Origin of the sequence: Pseudomonas sp. TKO26 (assembly GCF_003225665.1) — a bacterium.
GTDB classification, from domain to species: Bacteria; Pseudomonadota; Gammaproteobacteria; order Pseudomonadales; family Pseudomonadaceae; genus Aquipseudomonas; species Aquipseudomonas saponiphila.
The window spans coordinates 61342-80312 of record NZ_QKLN01000013.1 but is presented as its reverse complement, the minus strand read 5'-3'; the positions used below and the strand labels follow the sequence as shown (position 1 = coordinate 80312).

The window sequence follows — 18971 nt, the reverse complement described above, 5'->3', positions numbered from 1 at the left end:
GAGCCGTTCGCAGCTTTCGGCAGCGGCTACAGATTTGGGGCAGGCATGTATTCAAGCGGGCGCGAGCGCCCGGATCGCGAGCTCGCTGCTACAGGGTGGTGCTTTTTGATGTGGGAGCGAGCTTGCTCGCGATAGGGGGCAACGCCCCCGGTCTCAGCGTTTAACCGCCATCGGCTTGTGCTGCTCGGCGCGCTTGCTCAAGAGGTCGAACACCGCAGGGTAGGCCGGGCGTTCGATGTAGCGCCCGGCGCCGCGTTCGGCCCGCAGGTCGCCGTCGGCCCAGACCAGCTTGCCCTGGCTGATGGTGTGGCTGGGCACGCCGCGCACGGTCTTGCCTTCAAAGATGTTGAAGTCCACCTGCTGGTGGTGGGTCTTGGCGGAAATGGTGCGCGTGCCGTTGGGGTCCCAGAGCACCAGGTCGGCATCGGCGCCAACGCGGATCGCGCCCTTGCGCGGGTAGAGATTGAAGATCTTCGCGGTGTTGGTGGAAGTCAGGGCGACGAAGTCCTGCATCGACAGGCGCCCGGAATTCACCCCTTCATCCCACAGCACCGCCATGCGGTCTTCGATGCCGGCGGTGCCGTTGGGGATCTTGCTGAAGTCGTCGCGGCCGGCGGCTTTCTGTTCGGCGCAGAAGCAGCAGTGGTCGGTGGCGGTGGTGTGCAGGTTGCCCGATTGCAGGCCGCGCCACAGCGACTCCTGGTGGCCGCGCGGGCGGAAGGGCGGGCTCATCACGTAGCCGGCGGCGGTCTGCCAGTCCGGGTCGCGATAGACGCTGTCGTCCAGCAGCAGGTGCCCGGCCAGGACCTCGCCATACACCGGTTGGCCCTTGCCCCGGGCGTAGCTGATTTCGTCCAGGGCTTCCTGGGTCGACACGTGCACCAGGTACAGCGGCGTGCCCAGGGTTTCGGCAATGCGGATCGCTCGACTGGCGGCTTCGCCTTCCACTTGCGAGGGCCGCGACAGCGGGTGGGCTTCCGGCCCGGTGATGCCCTGGGCCAGCAGTTTGCGTTGCAGGTGATACACCAGCTCGCCGTTTTCCGCGTGCACCGTGGGCACCGCGCCCAGTTCCAGGCAGCGCTCGAAGCTCGCCACCAGGGTGTCGTCGGCGGCCATGATGGCGTTCTTGTAGGCCATGAAGTGCTTGAAGCTGTTGATGCCGTGGTGCTGCACCAGCTCGGCCATTTCCTCGCGCACCTGCTCGCTCCACCAGGTGATGGCCACGTGGAAGCCGTAGTCGCTGGCGGATTTCTCGGCCCAGCCGCGCCACTGGTGGAAGGCCTCCAGCAGCGACTGCTGGGGGTTGGGAATCACGAAGTCGATGATCGAGGTGGTGCCTCCGGCCAGACCCGCGGCGGTGCCGCTGAAGAAGTCTTCGCTGGCCACGGTGCCCATGAAGGGCAGTTGCATGTGGGTGTGGGGGTCGATGCCGCCGGGCAGCAAATATTGGCCGCTGCCGTCGAGCACTTCACAGCCTGCGGGAATATCCAGATTGTTGCCGATGGCGCGAATTACGCCGTCTGCGCAGAAGACATCGGCTTTATAACTTTCATCATGGGTAATAACGGTGGCGCCACGGATCAACAGAGACATTCCGAGTTCCTCGCAGGCATGACCGACTGTTGCCGGTTCTAGATTTTTATTGAACGCACTGACAACTTAATAATCCTGTCAGTGGTGTCAGGATTAGACGCTAGCTGCAGTTAAGAGAAACAGCAAGAATATTTTTTATAAGCTTATATTGATTATAAGTAGTTGAATTTAAACAAATAAAAAACAAAATCCGCAAAATGGTGCGCGTCATCACCATTTTGACGCACTTGACAGGATCAAAAAATAGTCGAGATTTCCTATGTCAAATCAGCCGTTTGAGGAGGCACCGCGAAGTCCAATAGGCAACTAAGAAAATAACCGTGCACTGCTTTGGGTCCTGACCGAACGGACAACTTGCCAAACACCCGGCCTGAGTGAACTGGCAACTAACCGAGGGCTTCAAAGTTGACTGAATAAAACTGAATCACATCAGTTGTTTACATGGATTCCGCACACTGTGCAGTCGCGTATCCGGCAGTAGTTGGCATCGTTATTGAGTGCCGCCGCAGATCGCTGGCCAGGAGGGTGGAAGTCGTAAGTTCTCCGGCCATCGTCCGGTGCGCTGTTCCTCGGTGCACTGGCCTGATGAGCAAAATAATCAAAAGAACAGTGGAGCGGCCATGCAACAGATCAGATCCCAGGTGACCGAGCGCGAAGGCTTGTACGAGCTGGACGCCGGCAGCGACGTACTCGACAGCCCCCGTTACAACCACGACATCGCACCGACCAAGGTCCAGGAACGCACCTGGAACAAATGGCACATCACCGCACTGTGGATCGGCATGTCGATCTGCGTGCCCACCTACACCCTGGGCGGGGTGCTCACCGCCTATTTCGGCCTCAGCGTCGGCGAGGCGCTGCTGGCGATCCTGCTGGCCAATATCGTGGTGCTGATCCCCCTGACCCTCAACGCCTTTGCCGGCACCCAGTACGGCATTCCCTTCCCGGTGCTGCTGCGCTCGTCGTTCGGCATCATCGGCTCCAACGTGCCGTGCCTGATCCGCGCCCTGGTGGCCTGCGGCTGGTTCGGCATCCAGACGATGTTCGGCGGGCTGGCGATCCACCTGTTCCTGGGCTCGATCTTCGAGGGCTGGAAGGCCCTGGGCGGCACCGGCGAGGTGCTCGGCTTCATGATCTTCTGGACCCTCAACCTGTGGGTGGTGCTGCGCGGTGCCGAGTCGATCAAGTGGCTGGAAACCCTGTCCGCGCCGTTGCTGGTGGCGGTGGGCATCGGCTTGCTGGTGTGGGCGCTGCCCAACGTATCCCTCAGCGAGCTCTTGGCGATTCCGCCCAAGCGTCCCGAGGGCGCCAGCGTCACTGGCTACTTCATGGCCGGGCTCACCGCCATGGTCGGCTTCTGGGCCACCCTGTCGCTGAACATTCCCGACTTCAGCCGCTACGCGAAAAGCCAGAAAGACCAGATCCTCGGGCAGATCTTCGGCCTGCCGCTGACCATGTTCCTGTTCGCCGCCCTGGGGGTGGTGATGACCGCCGCCTCGGTGAAACTGGTGGGGGTCACCGTCTCCGACCCGGTGAGCCTGATCGGCCACATCCAGAGCCCGGGCTGGGTGGCCCTGGCCATGGCGCTGATCATCATCGCCACCTTGTCCACCAACACCGCGGCCAACATCGTCTCGCCCACTAATGACTTCCAGAACCTCGCCCCCAAGCTCATCGACCGCACCACCGCGGTGATCCTCACTGGGTTGGTGGGGCTGGCGCTGATGGGGCATGAGTTGCTGAAAAAGCTCGGCCTGCTGATGTCCGACGTCAGCCTGGAGACGGTGTATTCCAACTGGCTGCTGGGTTACTCCAGCCCGCTGGGGCCGATTGCCGGGATCATGGTGGTGGACTACTTCATCATCAAGCAGCAGCGCCTGGACCTGGCCGGGCTGTACCGCGACGACGTCTACCCGGCGTGGAACTGGCACGGCTTCATCGCCTTCGGTGTACCGGTGGCCCTGACCCTGATGTCCCTGGGTAGCAGCGCGTTCAACTGGTTCTACAGCTACGGCTGGTTCACCGGCTCGGCCCTGGGCGGCTTGATCTACTACGGCCTGTGCACCTGGCGCAACCCCCAGGCGGCCACCGCCAAGACCCCGACTCTGTAGGAGCGAGCTTGCTCGCGATGAAGGTACAAACAACGCTGTCTCTCTGGGGATTGCGTAATGTCTGCTGGCTAATCGCGAGCAAGCTCGCTCCCACAGGGAGGGCAGCGAAAATCGCGACACTCAAGACGAGCCCGATCTCGTCAACCACAACCAGAAACAGCCCGAGGAGATCACCATGAACGCTGCCGTCGAGGTTCTGCAATCCAGTCATCAGCACATCAACCGCGACCGCCTCTGGCAGTCGCTCATGGAACTGGCCCGGCTCGGCGCCACGGTCAAGGGCGGGGTCTGCCGCCTGGCCCTGACCGAGCTCGACCGCCAGGCCCGCGACCTGTTCGTGAAGTGGTGCGAGGCGGCCGGTTGCACGGTCACGGTGGATGGCATCGGCAACATCTTCGCCCGCCGCCCCGGGCGTAACCCGCAACTGCCGCCGGTGATGACCGGCAGCCATATCGACACCCAGCCCACCGGTGGCAAGTTCGACGGCTGCTTCGGCGTGCTGGCCGGGCTGGAAGTGCTGCGCACCCTCAATGACCTCAAGCTGGAAACCGAGGCGCCCCTGGAAGTGGTGGTGTGGACCAACGAAGAAGGCTCGCGCTTCCCGCCATGCATGATGGGCTCCGGGGTGTTCGCCGAGAAATTCACCCTGCAAGACACCCTGGCCAAGACCGATGCCGAGGGCATCAGCGTCGGCGAAGCGCTGAATGCCATCGGCTACGCCGGCACGCGCCCGGTCAGCGGGCACCCGGTGGGCGCCTACTTCGAGGCGCACATCGAGCAAGGCCCGATCCTGGAGGACGAGCGCAAGACCATAGGCGTGGTGCTCGGCGCCCTCGGCCAGAAATGGTTCGATCTCAAGCTGCGGGGCGTCGAAGCCCACGCCGGCCCGACCCCCATGCACCTGCGCAAGGACGCCCTGGTGGGCGCTGCCGCGGTGGTCGCCGCGGTCAACCGCGCTGCCCTCGGCCACCAGCCCCACGCCTGCGGCACCGTCGGCTGCCTGCAAGCCTACCCAGGCTCGCGCAACGTGATCCCGGGGGAGGTGCGCATGACCCTGGACTTCCGTCACCTGGAACCGGCGCGCCTGGATTCGATGATTGCCGAGGTGCGCCAGGTGATCGACAACACCTGCGAAGAACACGGCCTGAGCTTCGAACTGACCCCCACTGCGGACTTCCCGCCGCTGTACTTCGACCCGGTGTGCGTCGACGCCGTGCGCGGTGCGGCACAGGGCCTGGGCCTGTCCCACATGGACATCGTCAGCGGCGCCGGGCACGACGCGATCTTCGTCGCCGAGCTGGGCCCGGCGGGAATGATCTTCGTGCCCTGCGAAGGCGGCATCAGCCACAACGAAATCGAGAACGCCGACCCCGACGACCTCGCTGCCGGCTGCGCCGTCCTGCTGCGGGCCATGCTCGCCGCCTCCCAATCCATCGCCCAGCTCCTACACGGGGCATCGTGAGGCGTTTGGCTGGCGTACACTGGCGAACTTTTCGCAAGGGATGCCGAATATGCACAGGATGGCGCTTTGTCTGGCCCTGGCTTTGAGCCTGGGGGGCTGTACGGATTACAAGTGGGGGCACAGTTGGAGAGTCGACCAGCCGGGAGGCTGGACCGACTCGCCCACACCGTATGGTGATGAAAGCGCCATACTAGAGGCTTCCTGCGGACCCAACCCGTTGTCCGTGTCCGTGAGGCGTAATCATTCAGGGCTGATCTTCGCGATATTCTTTATCCCCTTTTTTCCCCAATACGGCAGCGACGACCGCGTGCGAATCAGTGTTTCCCACCCTGATTTGAAAGCCTGTACGTCGCTCACGCAAAGCCCCTTGGTACTGAAAATGGACAATCGCGTGGTTCGCGATATCAGCTGGTCACCTGGGTACGGTAATCACCAGTGCGACCTGATATTGCCTGAAGGAACACAGGGCGAGCAGCTGTCGATCGAGGTCAACCAAGCGGTCCTTCCTTGCTCCGTGGCCCCGGCAACACTGAAAAAGAGTCGCTATTTCTGTTTACGCCAAACGACATTCGGTGGCTCGCCAAGGTGTGATGATTAGCGCTTCGGTGCCTCAGGTGGACGACCTGCTGTCGCCGCCAGGCCCAGGAGGCTGCGCTGGCCCGCGCAGCCGCGGTGATGGATCAGCCTGCTTGTTTTCGTGCGATCTCACCCTCCGCGACTTTCAACCCATCCCTCGAACCTAAGCTAATTCCTAAAAAGTATTTATTTTAGATTTATTAGATCGATTAGCTTTTAGCGACTTTCCTGTCTCCCAGAAGGTCCGCCCCCATGCGCCTGCCCTTTGCTTTGCGTCGTAGCCTGTCGATCACCGCCCTGGCCGGTCTGGCGCTGGGCATGGCCCTCAATGCCCAGGCCGATACCAACCTGCGCATCGGCTACCAGAAATCCTCGACCCTGCTGGCGCTGCTCAAGGCCCAGGGCACCCTGGAAAAACAGCTGGCGGGGCAGGGCGTCAACATCACCTGGCATGAATTCACCAGTGGCCTGCCATTGGCGGAATCGCTGAACGTGGGCAATGTCGACATCAGCGCGGATGTTGCCGACACGGTGCCGGTGTTCGCCCAGGCTGCCGGGGCCCAGTTGACCTATTTCGCCACCGAAACCCCGTCGCCCGCGGCCCAGTCCATCGTCATTCCCAAGGATTCGCCGCTCAAATCCCTGGCCGACCTCAAGGGCAAGCGCATTGCCGTGACCAAGGCCGCCGGCAGTCATTACCTGCTGATCGCCGCCTTGCGCGAAGCGGGCTTGAGCTTTGCCGATATCCAGCCGGTGTACCTGACCCCGGCCGATGGCCGCGCGGCGCTGGAAACCGCCAAGGTCGATGCCTGGGTCACCTGGGAACCCTTCGTCGCCAGCGCCCAGCGCCAGCAGGGCGCGCGGGTGCTGCACGACGGCCAGGGGCTGGCCAGTTATCGCCGTTACTACCTGGCTTCCAATGACTACGCCAAGGCTCATCCCGAGGTGCTGCAGCAAGTGTTCGCCGAGCTGCAGAAGACCGGCACCTGGGTCAAGGCGCACCCGGCGGAGGCGGCGAAGTTGCTGGGTCCGCTGTGGGGCAACCTGGACGTGCCGACGGTGGAGCTGGCCAACAGCCGCCGCACCTACCAGGTCGAAGCGGTCAAGCCGGACGCCCTGGGCGAGCAGCAGAAAATCGCCGATGCCTTCTTCCAGGAAAAGCTCTTGCCCAAGCCGGTGGATGCCCGAGCGGTGCAGTTGTGGAGTCCGCAATCCTTGTAATTGGCCGTTAGATCGCGTTCGCCTGTAGGAGCCGGCTTGCCGGCGAACAGGTCCCCCCCTTTTATTGTTCACCGTCGGCTACGCCATCCCGCGCCCGGCGTCAGGAGTTCCCGTGTCTGCCGTTCACCCCCAAGAGGCCTTTGCCGTCCCAGCCTCAATCAGCCCGCCCGCGGATAACGCCGACGTGGTGCTGGAATTGCGCCACCTGACCAAGCACTACGCCCGCCGCCGTGGCCAGTCCGCGCCGCCTGCGGTTGAGCAGGTCAGCCTCAAGGTGCGCCGCGGCGAAGTGCTGTGCCTGATGGGCACTTCCGGCAGCGGCAAGTCCACCTTGCTGCGGCATATCAACCGGCTGGTCGAGCCCAGCAGCGGCGAGGTGCTGATCGACGGCGCCGCCATCAGCCAGCTTTCGGCCCAGGAGCTGCGCACCCTGCGTTCCCGGCGCATTGGCATGGTGTTCCAGCACTTCGGCCTGCTGTCCCATCGCAGCGTGCGCGACAACGTCGCCTTGCCCCTGGAACTGCGCGGCGAGCCCGAGGCCCTGCGCCACGCCGCGGCCGATGTGCAACTGCGGGCCATGGGCCTGGAAGGCTGGGGCGAGCACTATCCTCATGAACTGTCCGGCGGCATGCAGCAGCGGGTCGGGCTGGCCCGGGCCCTGGTCAGCGAGCCGGACATCCTGCTGATGGATGAACCCTTCAGCGCCCTGGACCCGACCATTCGCCGCGACCTGCAAAGCCACTTCCTGCGGGTGGTGCGCGAGCGCGGCATCACCACCTTGCTGGTGACCCACGACCCGGCCGAAGCCCTGCGCCTGGCGGACCGCATCGCTGTGCTGCGCCACGGCCAGCTGATCCAACTGGGCACCCCCGCCGAACTGCTGGAGCAGCCAGCGGATGCCGAAGTGGCGGACTTCTTCCAGGAACACGGTGCCCGCAGCGCCACGCCTGCGGTGGCGGCGATCGCCCCGCACAAGAGCGCGACGAGCCCGGTGCCGGTCAGTCCCGGGCTGTCCTCGGCCCAGGCCCTGCTGCTGGGGCCCGCGGCCCTGGCCGCCAGTGGTCGCGGCGGGTTGTACTGGCTGGGTTTTGCCCTGGAGCTGGGCGCCGCCGCAGCCTTGGGGCAGGGGCTGGCCACGGCCAGTTTCGCTTGGGCCGCCTTGGCGCTCATCGGCTTGCTGCTCAGCCGCCTGTTGAGTGTGACCCTGGCCCGTCGCCCCAGCCGTTTGGGGCGTTCCGACTGGCGCCTGCCGTGGCTGGTGTTGCTGCTGTCCCAGGCCCTGGTGCTGTGGCGGGTCCTGGCCGTCGATGCCTCTGGCCCCTGGCTGCAATTTCCCGCCGACCGCCAAGTGCTGCTGGGCACCGCGGCGGCCATCGACCAGTTGATCGGCTGGTCCCAGGTCACCTTCGAAAGCACCTTCGTCGGCGTGATAGTCGCCGTGCGCACAGTGATCGACAGCACCGAAAGCCTGCTGGGCTGGCTGCCCTGGCCGGTGCCGGCCTTGGCCCTGGTGCTGCTGGCCTGGCGCAGCGCCGGCGCCGCCCTGGCCCTGACCAGTGCCGCGGCCTTGCTCTACATCGGCCTGTTCGGCTTCTGGGAGCGGACCATCGCCACCCTGGCCCTGGTGGGCTCCTCGGTGCTGATCTCGCTGTTGATCGGCGTGCCGGCCGGCATCCTCCTGGCCAAGCGCGCCCTGGCCCGGCGCCTGATCACCCCCTTGCTGGACGTGATGCAGACCCTGCCGACCTTCGTGTACCTGATCCCGGCGGTGGCGTTCTTCTCGGTGGGCAAGACCCCAGCGGTGATCGCCACGGTGATCTTCGCCCTGGCGCCGATGATCCGTCTCACCGCCCTGGGGATTCAGGAAGTGCCCAAGACCGCCGTCGAAGCGGCCCTGGCCCACGGCGCCACGCCGTGGCAGATCCTGACCAAGGTCGAACTGCCCCTGGCCGCGGGTTCCTTGCTGCTGGGGATCAACCAGACCCTGGTGATGAGCCTGTCGATGGTGGTGGTGGCGGCGCTGATCGGCGCCGGTGGCCTGGGCTACGACGTGATGACCGCGCTGCGCAACATCAAGGGCGGTGAGGGCATGTTGGCCGGCGCCGCGATCGTGTTCTGCGCGCTGATTCCCGACCGCATCATTCAAGCGACCCTGCGCCAGCGGGATCGCACATTGCAAAAAGCATGAGGTGTCCCTTGAACAAGTCGTTTACCCGTACCCTTGGCGCCGCCGCGCTGTTGTTGGGTTTGTCCGTGCCGGTGCTGGCCAAGGACAAGATCGTCATCGGCGAGCAGAACTGGACCGGCGCCATCGCCATCCAGAATATCCTTGGCGAAGTGATCAAGACTCGCCTCGACGGCGACGTTTCCTACCTTGCCGGTGACGTACCGGTGCTGTTCGCCGCCGCGGCCAAGGGCGATGGCTCGGTGGACGTGCTCACCGACATCTGGCTGCCTAACCAGTCCGCCGCCTGGGCCAAATACGTCACTGGCGGCACCCGTTCCCTGGTGCCCAACAAGCAGCCGTACCTGGGGGTGCAAGGTTTCTACATTCCCGGCTACCTGCAAGACAAATACGGCGTGAAGTCGGTCTACGACCTGCAAAAGCCCGAGGTGGCGAAACTCTTCGAACCCCTGGGCGGCGGCAAGGCGCAACTGCTGGTGGGCCCGGCGGGTTGGGAGTCGACCTACATCGGCCAGATCAAGGCCAAGGATTTTGGCTTTGCCGACAAATTCGAATCGGTGTCCACCGAAGCCTCGGTGACCTACGCCAAGCTCGCCGCCGCCTACAAGGCCCAGCGCGGCGTGGTGTTCTACGCCTACACCCCGGACTGGATCTTCTCCGCCTTCGACCTGCGGCGCCTGGATGAACCGGCGTTCGACGGCTACGCCCAGGACAACAAGAAGGGTGACCCGCTGTACAAGGCCGACGGTTGCTGGAAATTCATCAGCCCCACGGTGGATGCCGACTGGCTGAGCAAGAGCAAGATCACCTGTGCCTACCCGGATGCCCGGGTCTACGTCCTGGCGTCCACCGCTCTGCAACAACGCGCGCCGCGAATTGCCGCGTTCCTGGAGAACTTCAGCATCGAACCCCAGGCCTTGAATGACCTGATCCTCAAGATCGAAAAGGACCAGCAACCGGCGGCGCAGGCGGCCAAGGAGTGGGTCGCGGCGCACCCGCAAATCGTCAATGGCTGGCTGGGCGCCAGCGGTGAAAAAGTAGGAGTGGCGCAATGAGTGGGGCGCCGGTGAGCAGCCTCGAACAGGCGACCTTTGGCGCCGGCTGCTTCTGGGGCGCGGAAGCCGCGTTCCGGGCGCTGCCGGGGGTCATCGACAGCCGCGTCGGCTACGCCGTGGAAGCGGGGGACGAGGCGTTGCAGATCGAGGTAGTGCAGGTGGATTTCGACCCGCAGGTACTGACCTATACCCGTCTGATCGAACACTTCTGGGGCCTGCACGATCCCACCTCGGTGGATCGCCAGGGCGAGCATGGCGGAGTGAAATATCGTTCGGCGATTTTCCACACCAACGCCGCACAGGCCGAACAGGCGAGGGCGGCCAAGACCGCCCTGCAAGCCTCCGGTCGCCTCAACAAACCCGTGGCCACGGTCATCGTGCCCCTGGGCCGCTTCGACCTGGCGGATGAAGCGCACCAGCGTTACCTGGAAAAGAACGGCCTGAGCACTTGCCACATTTAAGCGGCAAGCTTGGAGCTTGGAGCTTGGAGCTTGGAGCTTGGAGCTTGGAGCTTGGAGCTTGGAGCTGTTAGCTGTATTCAAGTGGCTTTTCGTGGCGAGGGAGCTTGCTCCCGCTGGGCTGCGCAGCAGCCCCAAATCCTGGCGACGCATTGCATCAGTCGTCATGGGGTTGCGGCCCAATCGGGAGCAAGCTCCCTCGCCACAGGTCCGCGAACAGAATTCCTACGCGACCCGCCACTGAATCACTTCCAGCACCGCGCAACCTTCTCGGGTGAGCAGGTGCACGCCACGGGTGATGCGGATCAGATCGCAATCGCTGATGTCTTTCAGTTCCAGGCTGGACAGGCTGTCCATCAGGTCGCGGACCACGGTGAAACGATGGGCAGCGCTGCTGGCCAGGTCGCTCAAGGGGGCTTGGGTGTCGAGGTAGAATACCGGGTGTTCGGTGTCGTGGGTGTCGATGGGGGTGAAGCGAGGGAGGTGATGGTCAGTCATCGGTGTAGCTCCTATAAATTGAGCTGCCACCTTTCGCGGCCAAGCGAATGAGGGTGGCAGCTGTACGCGGGTTGGCCGACCGGCTATAGGAAACCGGCACACCCGAAGGTGTCCCACGCACAGCCGCCATGAGACAAAATCACAGGCACAAAAAAAGCGCCTGCAATGATGTTTTGGACGCTGATGCGTTCCTATATTCGACCGGCCAAGGTCGCTCGCGGATTTTGCCGCGAGGGCGAACTATAGGGGGGATGCCAGAGCGGTGCAACCGGGCATTGAAGGTGATGTTTGAGTGGTTGTATCGACTGTCTGGTGGCCGGATCTGAAGGGGACATATCCGTTGCTGCGGGTGTGGTGGCTGGCGGTTTCGCCCTTACGGCGAGTCACTTTTACCAAACGCCGTAAAAGTAACCAAAAGGGCTTGCCCCTCCATACGGCCCCTCGCTGGGGCTCGGGGTGCCCTCTCTCCGGCATTGCTCCGGGGGCCCGCCGCCAACCGGCCATCCATGGCCGGGTGGCGGCTAGCTCGGCATCCATGCCGAGCTGCCCCCTACGCAACGCCTGCGCTCGGCCTGCTGGGAAGGGGCCTGAAGATCAAGATCAAAAGCCAAAGCCAAAGCCAAGGTGCGCAGGCTGGTTCCTTGTAGCCGCTGCCGAAGGCTGCGAACGAGCGCTCGCGCTCGCAAAACCAGGCGGCGCGATATGTCAGGAATATCGGGGAGGCAGGTTTAGCGTCTCCTCCGGAGCCGTTCGCAGCCTGCGGCAGCGGCTACAGAGTATGTGCGTTCTGTAGCCGCTGCTGAGCCTGCGAAGCTGCGAAAAGGTCCGCAGGACCTTCAGCCCTCCCAAGAGTAACGTCGTCCAGTGAAGGACAAATGAAACAAGGCCGGCCGGTAGGCCGCCGTCAGATTTTGCCTTTGCTTTTGATCTGGCTTTTGATCTTCCTGCCCCCTTAGACACGATGGCCGAACGCAGGCATTGAGCCGTGGGTAACCCGGCAGGGATGCCGGGTTAGCCGCCACCCGGCCATGGATGGCCGGTGGCGGCGGCCCACGGATCAATGCCGGAGTTCGGGCATGCCGAGCCTAGGCGAGGCACCGAGTGGAGGGGCAGAAGCCCTTTGCTTACTTTGGGCTGGGCCGGCATTCTGGCTTTTCCAAAGTGAGTCGCTGTAAGAGCGAAACCGCCAGCAACCACACCCGCAGCAACGGATATGTACACCAAGAAGACCGCAACCTCAGGTTTTACGGCCGCTGCGAGCCCGAGCGGGAGCAAGCTCCCTCGCCACAAGGGCTCTGTCTCAGGTTTCAAACCCCATCTTTCCATCCCCCACCTAACGCGACCAGCAAGCCCACGCTGGCCTGCAACTCTCGCGTCTGCACCGCCTGCAACCCCCGTTGTGCCTGCAAGGCTGCAGTCTGTGCTGTTACTACATCCAGGTAGCTGACGGCACCCGCCTGATAGCTGTTCATCGCCAAGGTCTGGGTATGCAACGCCGCATTCACCGCCGCCTGCTGATCCAGCGCCTCCTGGCGCAAATCCCGCAGTTGCCCCAGGTTGTCCTCCACCTCGCGCACCGCTCGCAGCACCTGCCCACGGTAATGCGCGGCGGCCTCTTCAAACTCGGCATGGGCTTGACGTTCATTGGCGCTCAGCCGGCCGCCGTCAAAAATCGGCAGGTTCACCAACGGCCCCAAGGCCCAATAGCGATTGCCCGCGGCCAGCAGGTTACCCACGCCCTGGGTCTGCCCTCCGAGCATGCCGGTCAGGCTGAAATCCGGGTACCAGGCGGCGCGGGCGATGCCGATGCCGGCATTGGCGGCGTACACCCGGCGTTCGGCCGCGGCGATGTCCGGGCGTCGTTGCAGCAAGGTGCTGGGCAGTTGCTGGGGAATACTCGGCAGGCTCAGCAGTTGCTCCGAGGGCGCGAGGCTGAAGCGGCTGGCCGGTTCGCCCACCAGTTCGCCGATGGCGTGTTCGCTGAGGTTGCGCTGGGCGCGCACTTCGTCCAGTTCCGCTTCGGCGCTGGCCAGTTGGCTCTGGGCCCGGGTCAGGTCCAGCTCCGAGGCGATCTGCCCCTGGTAGCGGTCGCGGGTCAGTTGCAGGGCTTGGGCGTAATCCTCCAGGGAACGGCTGAGAATCCGGCTCTGGGCATCCAGGCCATTGAGTTGCACATAGAGCATGGCCAGTTGCTTTTGCAGGCTCAGGCGCGCCGCCGCCAGATCATCACCCGAAGCCTGGGCCTGGGCGTCGCCGGCCGCGGCTTGATTGCGAAGCCGGCCCCAGAGGTCGAGGTCGAAGTTCAGGGCGAAACCGGCGGTGTTGCTGTTGTAGATCGACGGTTGCGTGCTGCCACGCAGCGGGCGGCTGTCCGACTGGCGCTGGCGCAACGGTTGGGCGCTGGCGCTGATCTGCGGGAACAGTCCGGCATGCAGTTGGCTGGCGTAGGCCTGGGCGCCGTCGTAGTGGGCCAGGGCCGCCGCCAGATCCGGGTTGGCCTGGAGCAGGCGCTGTTGCAGGTCGTTCAGGCGCGGGTCCTGGTACAGCAGCCACCATTGTTCGCCGATGACTTGGGGCGTGGCGGCCGGGTGCCAGGGGCCATCGCTGCTCTGTTCGCGGTAGTGCGCCGGCAGGTCGATGGCCGGCACATGGTAGTGGGGCGCCAGGGAGCAGCCGTGCAGGGCCAGCACCAGCAGGGTGGCGAGGGGCTTAAGCCTTGGGCGCATGCTCACCTCCCGCGTCCGCCAGTTGCACCAGGTCACCTTCGCGCAGGGCGTCCGGCGGGTTGTCGATGACCTGATCGCTGGCTTGCAGGCCCTGGTCGATCACCAGCCGCTCGCCGAGGTCGAGGCCGATATGAATGCTGCGCAGGTGCACGCGCTTGGCGCTGTCGATCACTGCCACCTGGGTGCCCTGGGCGCGGAAGATCAGGGCGCTGGCGGGGATGCTCACGCCGTGGGTGTCGGCGGGGATGGCCAGCGTGGCTTCGGCATAGTCGCCGGGCATCAGGGCGCCGTCGGGGTTGGCGGCGACGAACTGCGCCAGCAGGGTGCCGGAGCGTGGGTCGATGGCGGTGGAGTCGCCCACCAGTTGCGCGCTGAAGTGCTGGCCGGGGTGCTCGGGCACTGTCAACTGCGCCACCAGGCCGGGGCGGATGACGCTGGCGTAGTTCTGCGGAATCGGCACGTAGAGCCGCAGCTTGTGGGTGTCGGCGAGGTCGAACAGTTCCGGGTCGCTGTCGTTGTCGGCCTTGATCAACTGGCCGATGTCGGTGTGGCGGGCGGTGAGGGTGCCGGCGAATGGTGCGCGAATGGTCTTGTAGTCTTCCAGCGCCGTGAGCCGTGCGTAGTCGGCGGCGGCCGCCTCGGCGTTGGCTTTGGCAGCAGCGGCGTTGGAGCTTTTTTCATCGGCCTCCTGGCGCGACACCGAGTGGCTGGCCAGCAGATGCTGCCAGCGCTCGGCGGTGGTCTGGGCCAGCCGTGCATTGGCCTGCTGCTGGATCATCCGCGCTCGGGCCTGGGCCACTTGCTGGTCCAGGTCGGGGCTGTCGATATGGGCCAGCACTTGTCCGGCGGCGACCTTGGTGCCTATGTCCTGGGTCCAGTCCTTGAGGTAGCCGCTGACCCGGGCGTGGATCGGCGCCTTGCTCCAGGCTTCCAGGTGCGCCGGCAGGCGCAGGCTGTCGCCCAGCACGTTGGGCTGCGGCTGGAACACCAGCACCTGCGGCACGGCGGCGGTTTCGGTCCAGGCGACCACGGCCCGTTCATGCCGGGTGCGCGCCGCCAGGCCGCTGGCCACCAGCAGCGCGGCCAGGCTCAGACTGCCGATGCCCAGCAGCATCAGGCGTTTGCGCGATGGGGTGTGATCAGGCGACATGGGTGTTTTCTCCAACGACAGCGGATTGGGAGTGACGGCCGTGGACCAGGCTGAAGACCACGGGGACAAAGATCAGGGTGGCGACGGTGGCGAGCAGCAAGCCGCCGATCACTGCGCGGCCCAGGGGCGCGTTCTGCTCCTCGGACAGGGCCAGGGGCAGCATGCCGATGATCATCGCCAGGGCGGTCATGCACACCGGGCGAAAGCGCGTGTAGCCGGCTTCCAGGGCGGCTTTGAAGGCGTCGCCGTGGGCCGCCAGGCGCTCGCGGCAAAAACTCACCACCAGGATCGAGTTGGCGGTGGCCACTCCCATGCAGAGGATGGCCCCGGTCAGCGCCGGCACCGATAGTGAAGTGCCGCTCAAGAACAGCATCCAGACGATCCCGGCCAGGGCGGCGGGCAGCGCGGTGATGATCACGAACGGATCGACCCAGGACTGGAAGTTGACCACGATCAGCAGGTAGATCAGCACCACCGCCCCCAGCAGGCCCAGGCTCAAGCCGCTGAAGGCCTCGTGCAGGGCGTCGATCTGCCCGTGCAGGCTGACCGTGGCGCCCTTGGGCCGCAGGGCCGCGGCGTCGTCCAGGACCTTTTGCATGTCGTGGGCCACGGCGCCGAGGTCGCGGCCCTGGACGTTGGCGTACAGGTCCAGGGTGGGCTGGATGTTGTAGTGGCTGACCACCGCCGGGCTTTCTACGCGGGAGATATCCGCCAGGCCACCGAGGATCTGCGACTGGCCATTGCTGCCAGTGACCGGTAGCGCCTCCAGGGCCGGCAGGCTGTCCAGGCGGTACTGCGGGGTGGCGGCGACGATGGAGTAGGACACGCCGTTCTTCGGGTTGAGCCAGAAGGTCGGCGCCACCTGGGAGCTGCCGGCGAGCGACGCCACCATGCTGTTGGTCACGTCACGCTCGGTGATCCCCAGGCCGTTGGCCCGCAGCCGATCGACCTTGACCTGCAGTGACGGATAGCCGGTGGACTGCTGGATGCGCAGGTCGGCAATGCCCGGCACATGTTGCAGGCGCCGTTGCAGTTCCAGGGCGAAGGCGCGGTTGGCCGCGGCATCGGGCCCGGAGATTTTCACATCCAGGGGGGCCGGGGCGCCGAAGTTGAGGATTTGGCTGCTGATGTCCGCCGGCAAAAAGGCGAACTGGCTGCCGGGGAAGCTTTCCGGCAGTGCTTCGCGCAGCTTCTTCACATAGTCGGCGCTGGGGGCGTGGCCGGGTTTGAGGGTGACCTGGATGTCGCCGTCCTGGGGGCCGATGGTGCCGCTGTTGCTGTAGGCCATGTCGATGCCGCTCAAGGGGATGCCGATGTTGTCGATGAGGCTGTCCAGTTGCTCGGCCGGGATCACCTCGCGAATCCGCGCTTCGATGCGGTCGAAGGCCGCCGCGCTTTCCTCGATCCGCGTGCCCAGGGGCAGGCGCACGTGCAAGGCCAGGGCCCCGGCATCGGTGGCGGGGAAGAAGTCCTGGCCCAGGCTCGGCAGCAGGGCGAAGGAGGCCAGCACGCAGGCAAGAAAGCCGAGGATGAAGGTCTTGCGCTGGCCCAGGGCCAGGTAGAGCAGGCCGTGGTAGGTGTCGCGCACGTTGGAGAAACGCGCCTCGAAGCCCTGCTGGAAGGCCAGCAGCCCGCGCACCAGGGCGCTGCGTGGCTGGGCGTGCTGCTCGCCTTCGTGGTGGTTGATGAAGGCGTCTTCCGGGTGATGCCCGGGCCCTGCTTCCGGTGTACGGGGCTTGAGCAGGTACAGGGCCAGTGTGGGCACCAGGGTCCGCGAGAGGATGAACGAGCTGGCCATGGCGAAGATCACCGCCAGGGCCATGGGCCGGAACAGGTAGCCGGCGATGCCCTGCAACAGGAACATCGGCACGAAGACGATGCAGATGCACAGCAGCGAGACGAAGGCCGGGCCGACGATCTGCCGGGCGCCGTCGAGGATCGCCTGCTTGACCGCCTTGCCCTGTTCCAGGTGCCAGTTGATGTTCTCGATGGTCACCGTGGCGTCGTCCACCAGGATCCCCACCGCCAGGGCCAGGCCGCCCAGGGTCATGACGTTGAGGGTCTGGCCGCTGGCCGCCAGCAGGGCAATGGCCGAGAGCACCGCCAGGGGAATCGAGGCGGCGATGATCAACGTGGAGCGCCAGCTACCGAGGAACAGCAGGATCATCGCGCTGGTCAGCAGGGCGGCGATGATGCCTTCCCGGGCTACGCTGCCCACCGACTGCTTGACGAACACCGAGGCATCGCCCAGCAGCGAGGTCTTCAGTGCCGGTGGCAGGGTTTCATTGATCCGCGGCAGCATCTGGCGGATGCCGTCGACGATCGACAGGGTGGAAATATTGCCGTTCTTCAGCGCTGGCATCAGCACCGCGCGACGCCCGTCGACCCGCACGATATTGGTCTGCGGCGGCGAGCCGTCACGCACGTGGGCCACCTGGCCGATGGTGATCAGCGCACCGTCCACGGTCTTGATCGGCAGGTCGTTGAGCTCGTCGATGGCGGTCGGGCTGTTGTTCAGCAGCACCGTGTATTCATCGCTGCCGAGCTTGGCGGTGCCCACCGGGATGATCTGGTTCTGCGCCGCCAGGGCGTTGCCCACGTCCTGCGCCGACAGGCCCTTGGCGGCCAGGGCTTGCGGGTCCAGGTCGAGGGTGATCTGCCGCTGCTTGCCGCCCATGGGCGTGGGCATGGCCAGCCCCGGCAGCGAGCTCAGGGGCAGGCGAATGTTGTTCTGCACCAGGTCGCGGATCTTTGCTTCCGACAGGGTCGGGCTGGAAAAGGCCATCTGCAGGATCGGCACTGTCGAGGCGCTGTAGTTGAGGATCAGCGGCGGGGTGATGCCCGGTGGCATCTGCTTGAGCACGGTTTGCGACACCGCGGTCACCTGGGCGTTGGCGGTGCGGATATCGACCCCGGGCTGGAAGAAGATCTTGACGATGCCCATGCCCGGCAGCGACTGCGACTCGATGTGCTCGATGTCGTTGACCGTGGTGCTCAGGGAGCGCTCGTAGGTGTAGATCACCCGCCCGGCCATGGCGTCCGGCGACAGGCCGTTGTACTGCCAGACCACCGCCACCACCGGGATGCCGATATCGGGAAACACGTCGGTGGGGGTACGCAGGGCCGCCAGGGGCCCGATGATGCAGATGAATATCGCCAGCACGATGAACGTGTAGGGCTTGAGCAGTGCGGTCTTGACCAGCCCGAGCATGCCGAAAACCTCCGAGGGAGTGGGATTGCAAACCTCGGCAGCCTGCAGCGACCCACCTAACACGCGGCTTTCAGCCAGGTGAAGGAAGTTTTAGGTAAGGCCTGAAACTCCTTTCATGGGGATTCATTTGTGCTCGCGTCTGGGCCTCGACAAGCTTGATGGCCATCGACGCAGCCGATTGTCCGGGGCTCGCGTCGCACTCATTCCGGTCATTTGCGAGGTACGTTTTCATGGCACTCAAACCACTGTTGCTGATTCCCGTCCTGGGTCTTGCCTGCCTGCTCAGCGCCTGCGCTGGCCCCATGCCCCAGCCCGATCCCAGCGAGGCCTGGATCGGCTTGCAGGAAGAGGGCTCCAACGACCTGATGGCCGAACGGGTGGATGGGCGCAAGGTCGACGATGGGCGTTATTTTCAGGTCAAGCCCGGCGCGCATCGCCTGGACGTGACCCTGTTTGAAGAGAGCGTCGGTGATTCCAACCAGCAAGACTGCAACGGCCATCTCAGCTATGGCGGCTTCAAGGCCGGTGAGCATTACAAACTGGTGGAGTCGAGCCTGGGCAGCGAGGTGTCGGCGCGCTTGTATGACGCCCAGGGCAAGCAGGTGGCCAGCACCCAGGACTTCAATTGCATGCCCGGCTGACCGGGCTGTTTAGCGCGCGCAAATCAGGACATTTCGCTCAACACAAAGAGACAGGCCTGACTTCAGGCCTATGGCGAGCCACGG

Annotated in this window: 12 protein-coding genes; 7 read left to right on the top strand and 5 right to left on the bottom strand. The window is 64.7% G+C overall.

The window, feature by feature from the left end:
- Positions 1-153 precede the first annotated feature (153 nt).
- Complete coding sequence (gene hydA / locus DNK59_RS19005; protein ID WP_110724174.1) at positions 154-1593, bottom strand: dihydropyrimidinase; 1440 nt, start codon at positions 1591-1593, stop codon at positions 154-156.
- A gap of 620 nt (positions 1594-2213) precedes the next feature.
- On the opposite strand from hydA, the gene DNK59_RS19000 reads away from it, so the two are divergent.
- The 6 genes from DNK59_RS19000 to msrA all read left to right on the top strand — a co-directional run bounded on the left by DNK59_RS19000 (position 2214) and on the right by msrA (position 10664).
- The gene (locus DNK59_RS19000; RefSeq protein WP_110724173.1) at positions 2214-3704 is read left to right on the top strand and encodes an NCS1 family nucleobase:cation symporter-1; all 1491 of its coding nucleotides are present in this window, start codon (positions 2214-2216) and stop codon (positions 3702-3704) included.
- Positions 3705-3879: 175 nt separating this feature from the next.
- Positions 3880-5166 (top strand): Zn-dependent hydrolase, encoded by a 1287-nt coding sequence (locus DNK59_RS18995; RefSeq protein WP_110724172.1) that lies wholly within the window; start codon positions 3880-3882, stop codon positions 5164-5166.
- Between the two features lie 828 nt (positions 5167-5994).
- Positions 5995-6963: an aliphatic sulfonate ABC transporter substrate-binding protein gene (locus tag DNK59_RS18985; RefSeq protein WP_110724170.1), complete on the top strand. Its 969-nt coding sequence runs from the start codon at positions 5995-5997 to the stop codon at positions 6961-6963.
- Positions 6964-7075: 112 nt separating this feature from the next.
- Positions 7076-9151, top strand: a complete 2076-nt coding sequence (locus DNK59_RS18980; RefSeq protein WP_110724169.1) for an ATP-binding cassette domain-containing protein — start codon at positions 7076-7078, stop codon at positions 9149-9151.
- Positions 9148-10203: a glycine betaine ABC transporter substrate-binding protein gene (locus DNK59_RS18975; RefSeq protein ID WP_110724168.1), complete on the top strand. Its 1056-nt coding sequence runs from the start codon at positions 9148-9150 to the stop codon at positions 10201-10203. The genes DNK59_RS18980 and DNK59_RS18975 overlap by 4 nt, the downstream gene beginning before the upstream one ends.
- An 11-nt stretch (positions 10204-10214) precedes the next feature.
- Complete coding sequence (gene msrA, locus DNK59_RS18970) at positions 10215-10664, top strand: peptide-methionine (S)-S-oxide reductase MsrA (RefSeq protein WP_110724227.1); 450 nt, start codon at positions 10215-10217, stop codon at positions 10662-10664.
- Between the two features lie 222 nt (positions 10665-10886).
- Here msrA and DNK59_RS18960 read toward each other — a convergent pair whose 3' ends face one another.
- The 4 genes from DNK59_RS18960 to DNK59_RS18935 all read right to left on the bottom strand — a co-directional run bounded on the left by DNK59_RS18960 (position 10887) and on the right by DNK59_RS18935 (position 18246).
- Positions 10887-11159 (bottom strand): hypothetical protein, encoded by a 273-nt coding sequence (locus DNK59_RS18960; protein WP_110724166.1) that lies wholly within the window; start codon positions 11157-11159, stop codon positions 10887-10889.
- Between the two features lie 1307 nt (positions 11160-12466).
- Positions 12467-13885: an efflux transporter outer membrane subunit gene (locus DNK59_RS18945; RefSeq protein WP_110724165.1), complete on the bottom strand. Its 1419-nt coding sequence runs from the start codon at positions 13883-13885 to the stop codon at positions 12467-12469.
- Positions 13869-15035: an efflux RND transporter periplasmic adaptor subunit gene (locus DNK59_RS18940; protein WP_110724164.1), complete on the bottom strand. Its 1167-nt coding sequence runs from the start codon at positions 15033-15035 to the stop codon at positions 13869-13871. The genes DNK59_RS18945 and DNK59_RS18940 overlap by 17 nt, the downstream gene beginning before the upstream one ends.
- A complete protein-coding gene (locus DNK59_RS18935) occupies positions 15025-18246 on the bottom strand; it encodes an efflux RND transporter permease subunit (RefSeq protein ID WP_110724163.1) in 3222 nt (1073 codons plus the stop codon). The genes DNK59_RS18940 and DNK59_RS18935 overlap by 11 nt, the downstream gene beginning before the upstream one ends.
- 230 nt (positions 18247-18476) lie before the next feature.
- Here DNK59_RS18935 and DNK59_RS18930 point away from each other — a divergent pair, with 230 nt between their 5' ends.
- On the top strand, positions 18477-18887 hold the full coding sequence (locus tag DNK59_RS18930) for a hypothetical protein (protein WP_110724162.1): 411 nt from the start codon (positions 18477-18479) through the stop codon (positions 18885-18887).
- The last annotated feature ends 84 nt before the right edge of the window (positions 18888-18971 follow it).

Bases quoted from the DNA above. Each gene is read 5' to 3' on its own strand.
- hydA (WP_110724174.1), bottom strand. From the start codon at position 1,593: ATGTCTCTGTTGATCCGTGGCGCCACCGTTATTACCCATGATGAAAGT.
- DNK59_RS19000 (WP_110724173.1), top strand. From the start codon at position 2,214: ATGCAACAGATCAGATCCCAGGTGACCGAGCGCGAAGGCTTGTACGAG.
- DNK59_RS18995 (WP_110724172.1), top strand. From the start codon at position 3,880: ATGAACGCTGCCGTCGAGGTTCTGCAATCCAGTCATCAGCACATCAAC.
- DNK59_RS18985 (WP_110724170.1), top strand. From the start codon at position 5,995: ATGCGCCTGCCCTTTGCTTTGCGTCGTAGCCTGTCGATCACCGCCCTG.
- DNK59_RS18975 (WP_110724168.1), top strand. From the start codon at position 9,148: ATGAGGTGTCCCTTGAACAAGTCGTTTACCCGTACCCTTGGCGCCGCC.
- DNK59_RS18960 (WP_110724166.1), bottom strand. From the start codon at position 11,159: ATGACTGACCATCACCTCCCTCGCTTCACCCCCATCGACACCCACGAC.
- DNK59_RS18945 (WP_110724165.1), bottom strand. From the start codon at position 13,885: ATGCGCCCAAGGCTTAAGCCCCTCGCCACCCTGCTGGTGCTGGCCCTG.
- DNK59_RS18940 (WP_110724164.1), bottom strand. From the start codon at position 15,035: ATGTCGCCTGATCACACCCCATCGCGCAAACGCCTGATGCTGCTGGGC.
- DNK59_RS18935 (WP_110724163.1), bottom strand. From the start codon at position 18,246: ATGCTCGGGCTGGTCAAGACCGCACTGCTCAAGCCCTACACGTTCATC.
- DNK59_RS18930 (WP_110724162.1), top strand. From the start codon at position 18,477: ATGGCACTCAAACCACTGTTGCTGATTCCCGTCCTGGGTCTTGCCTGC.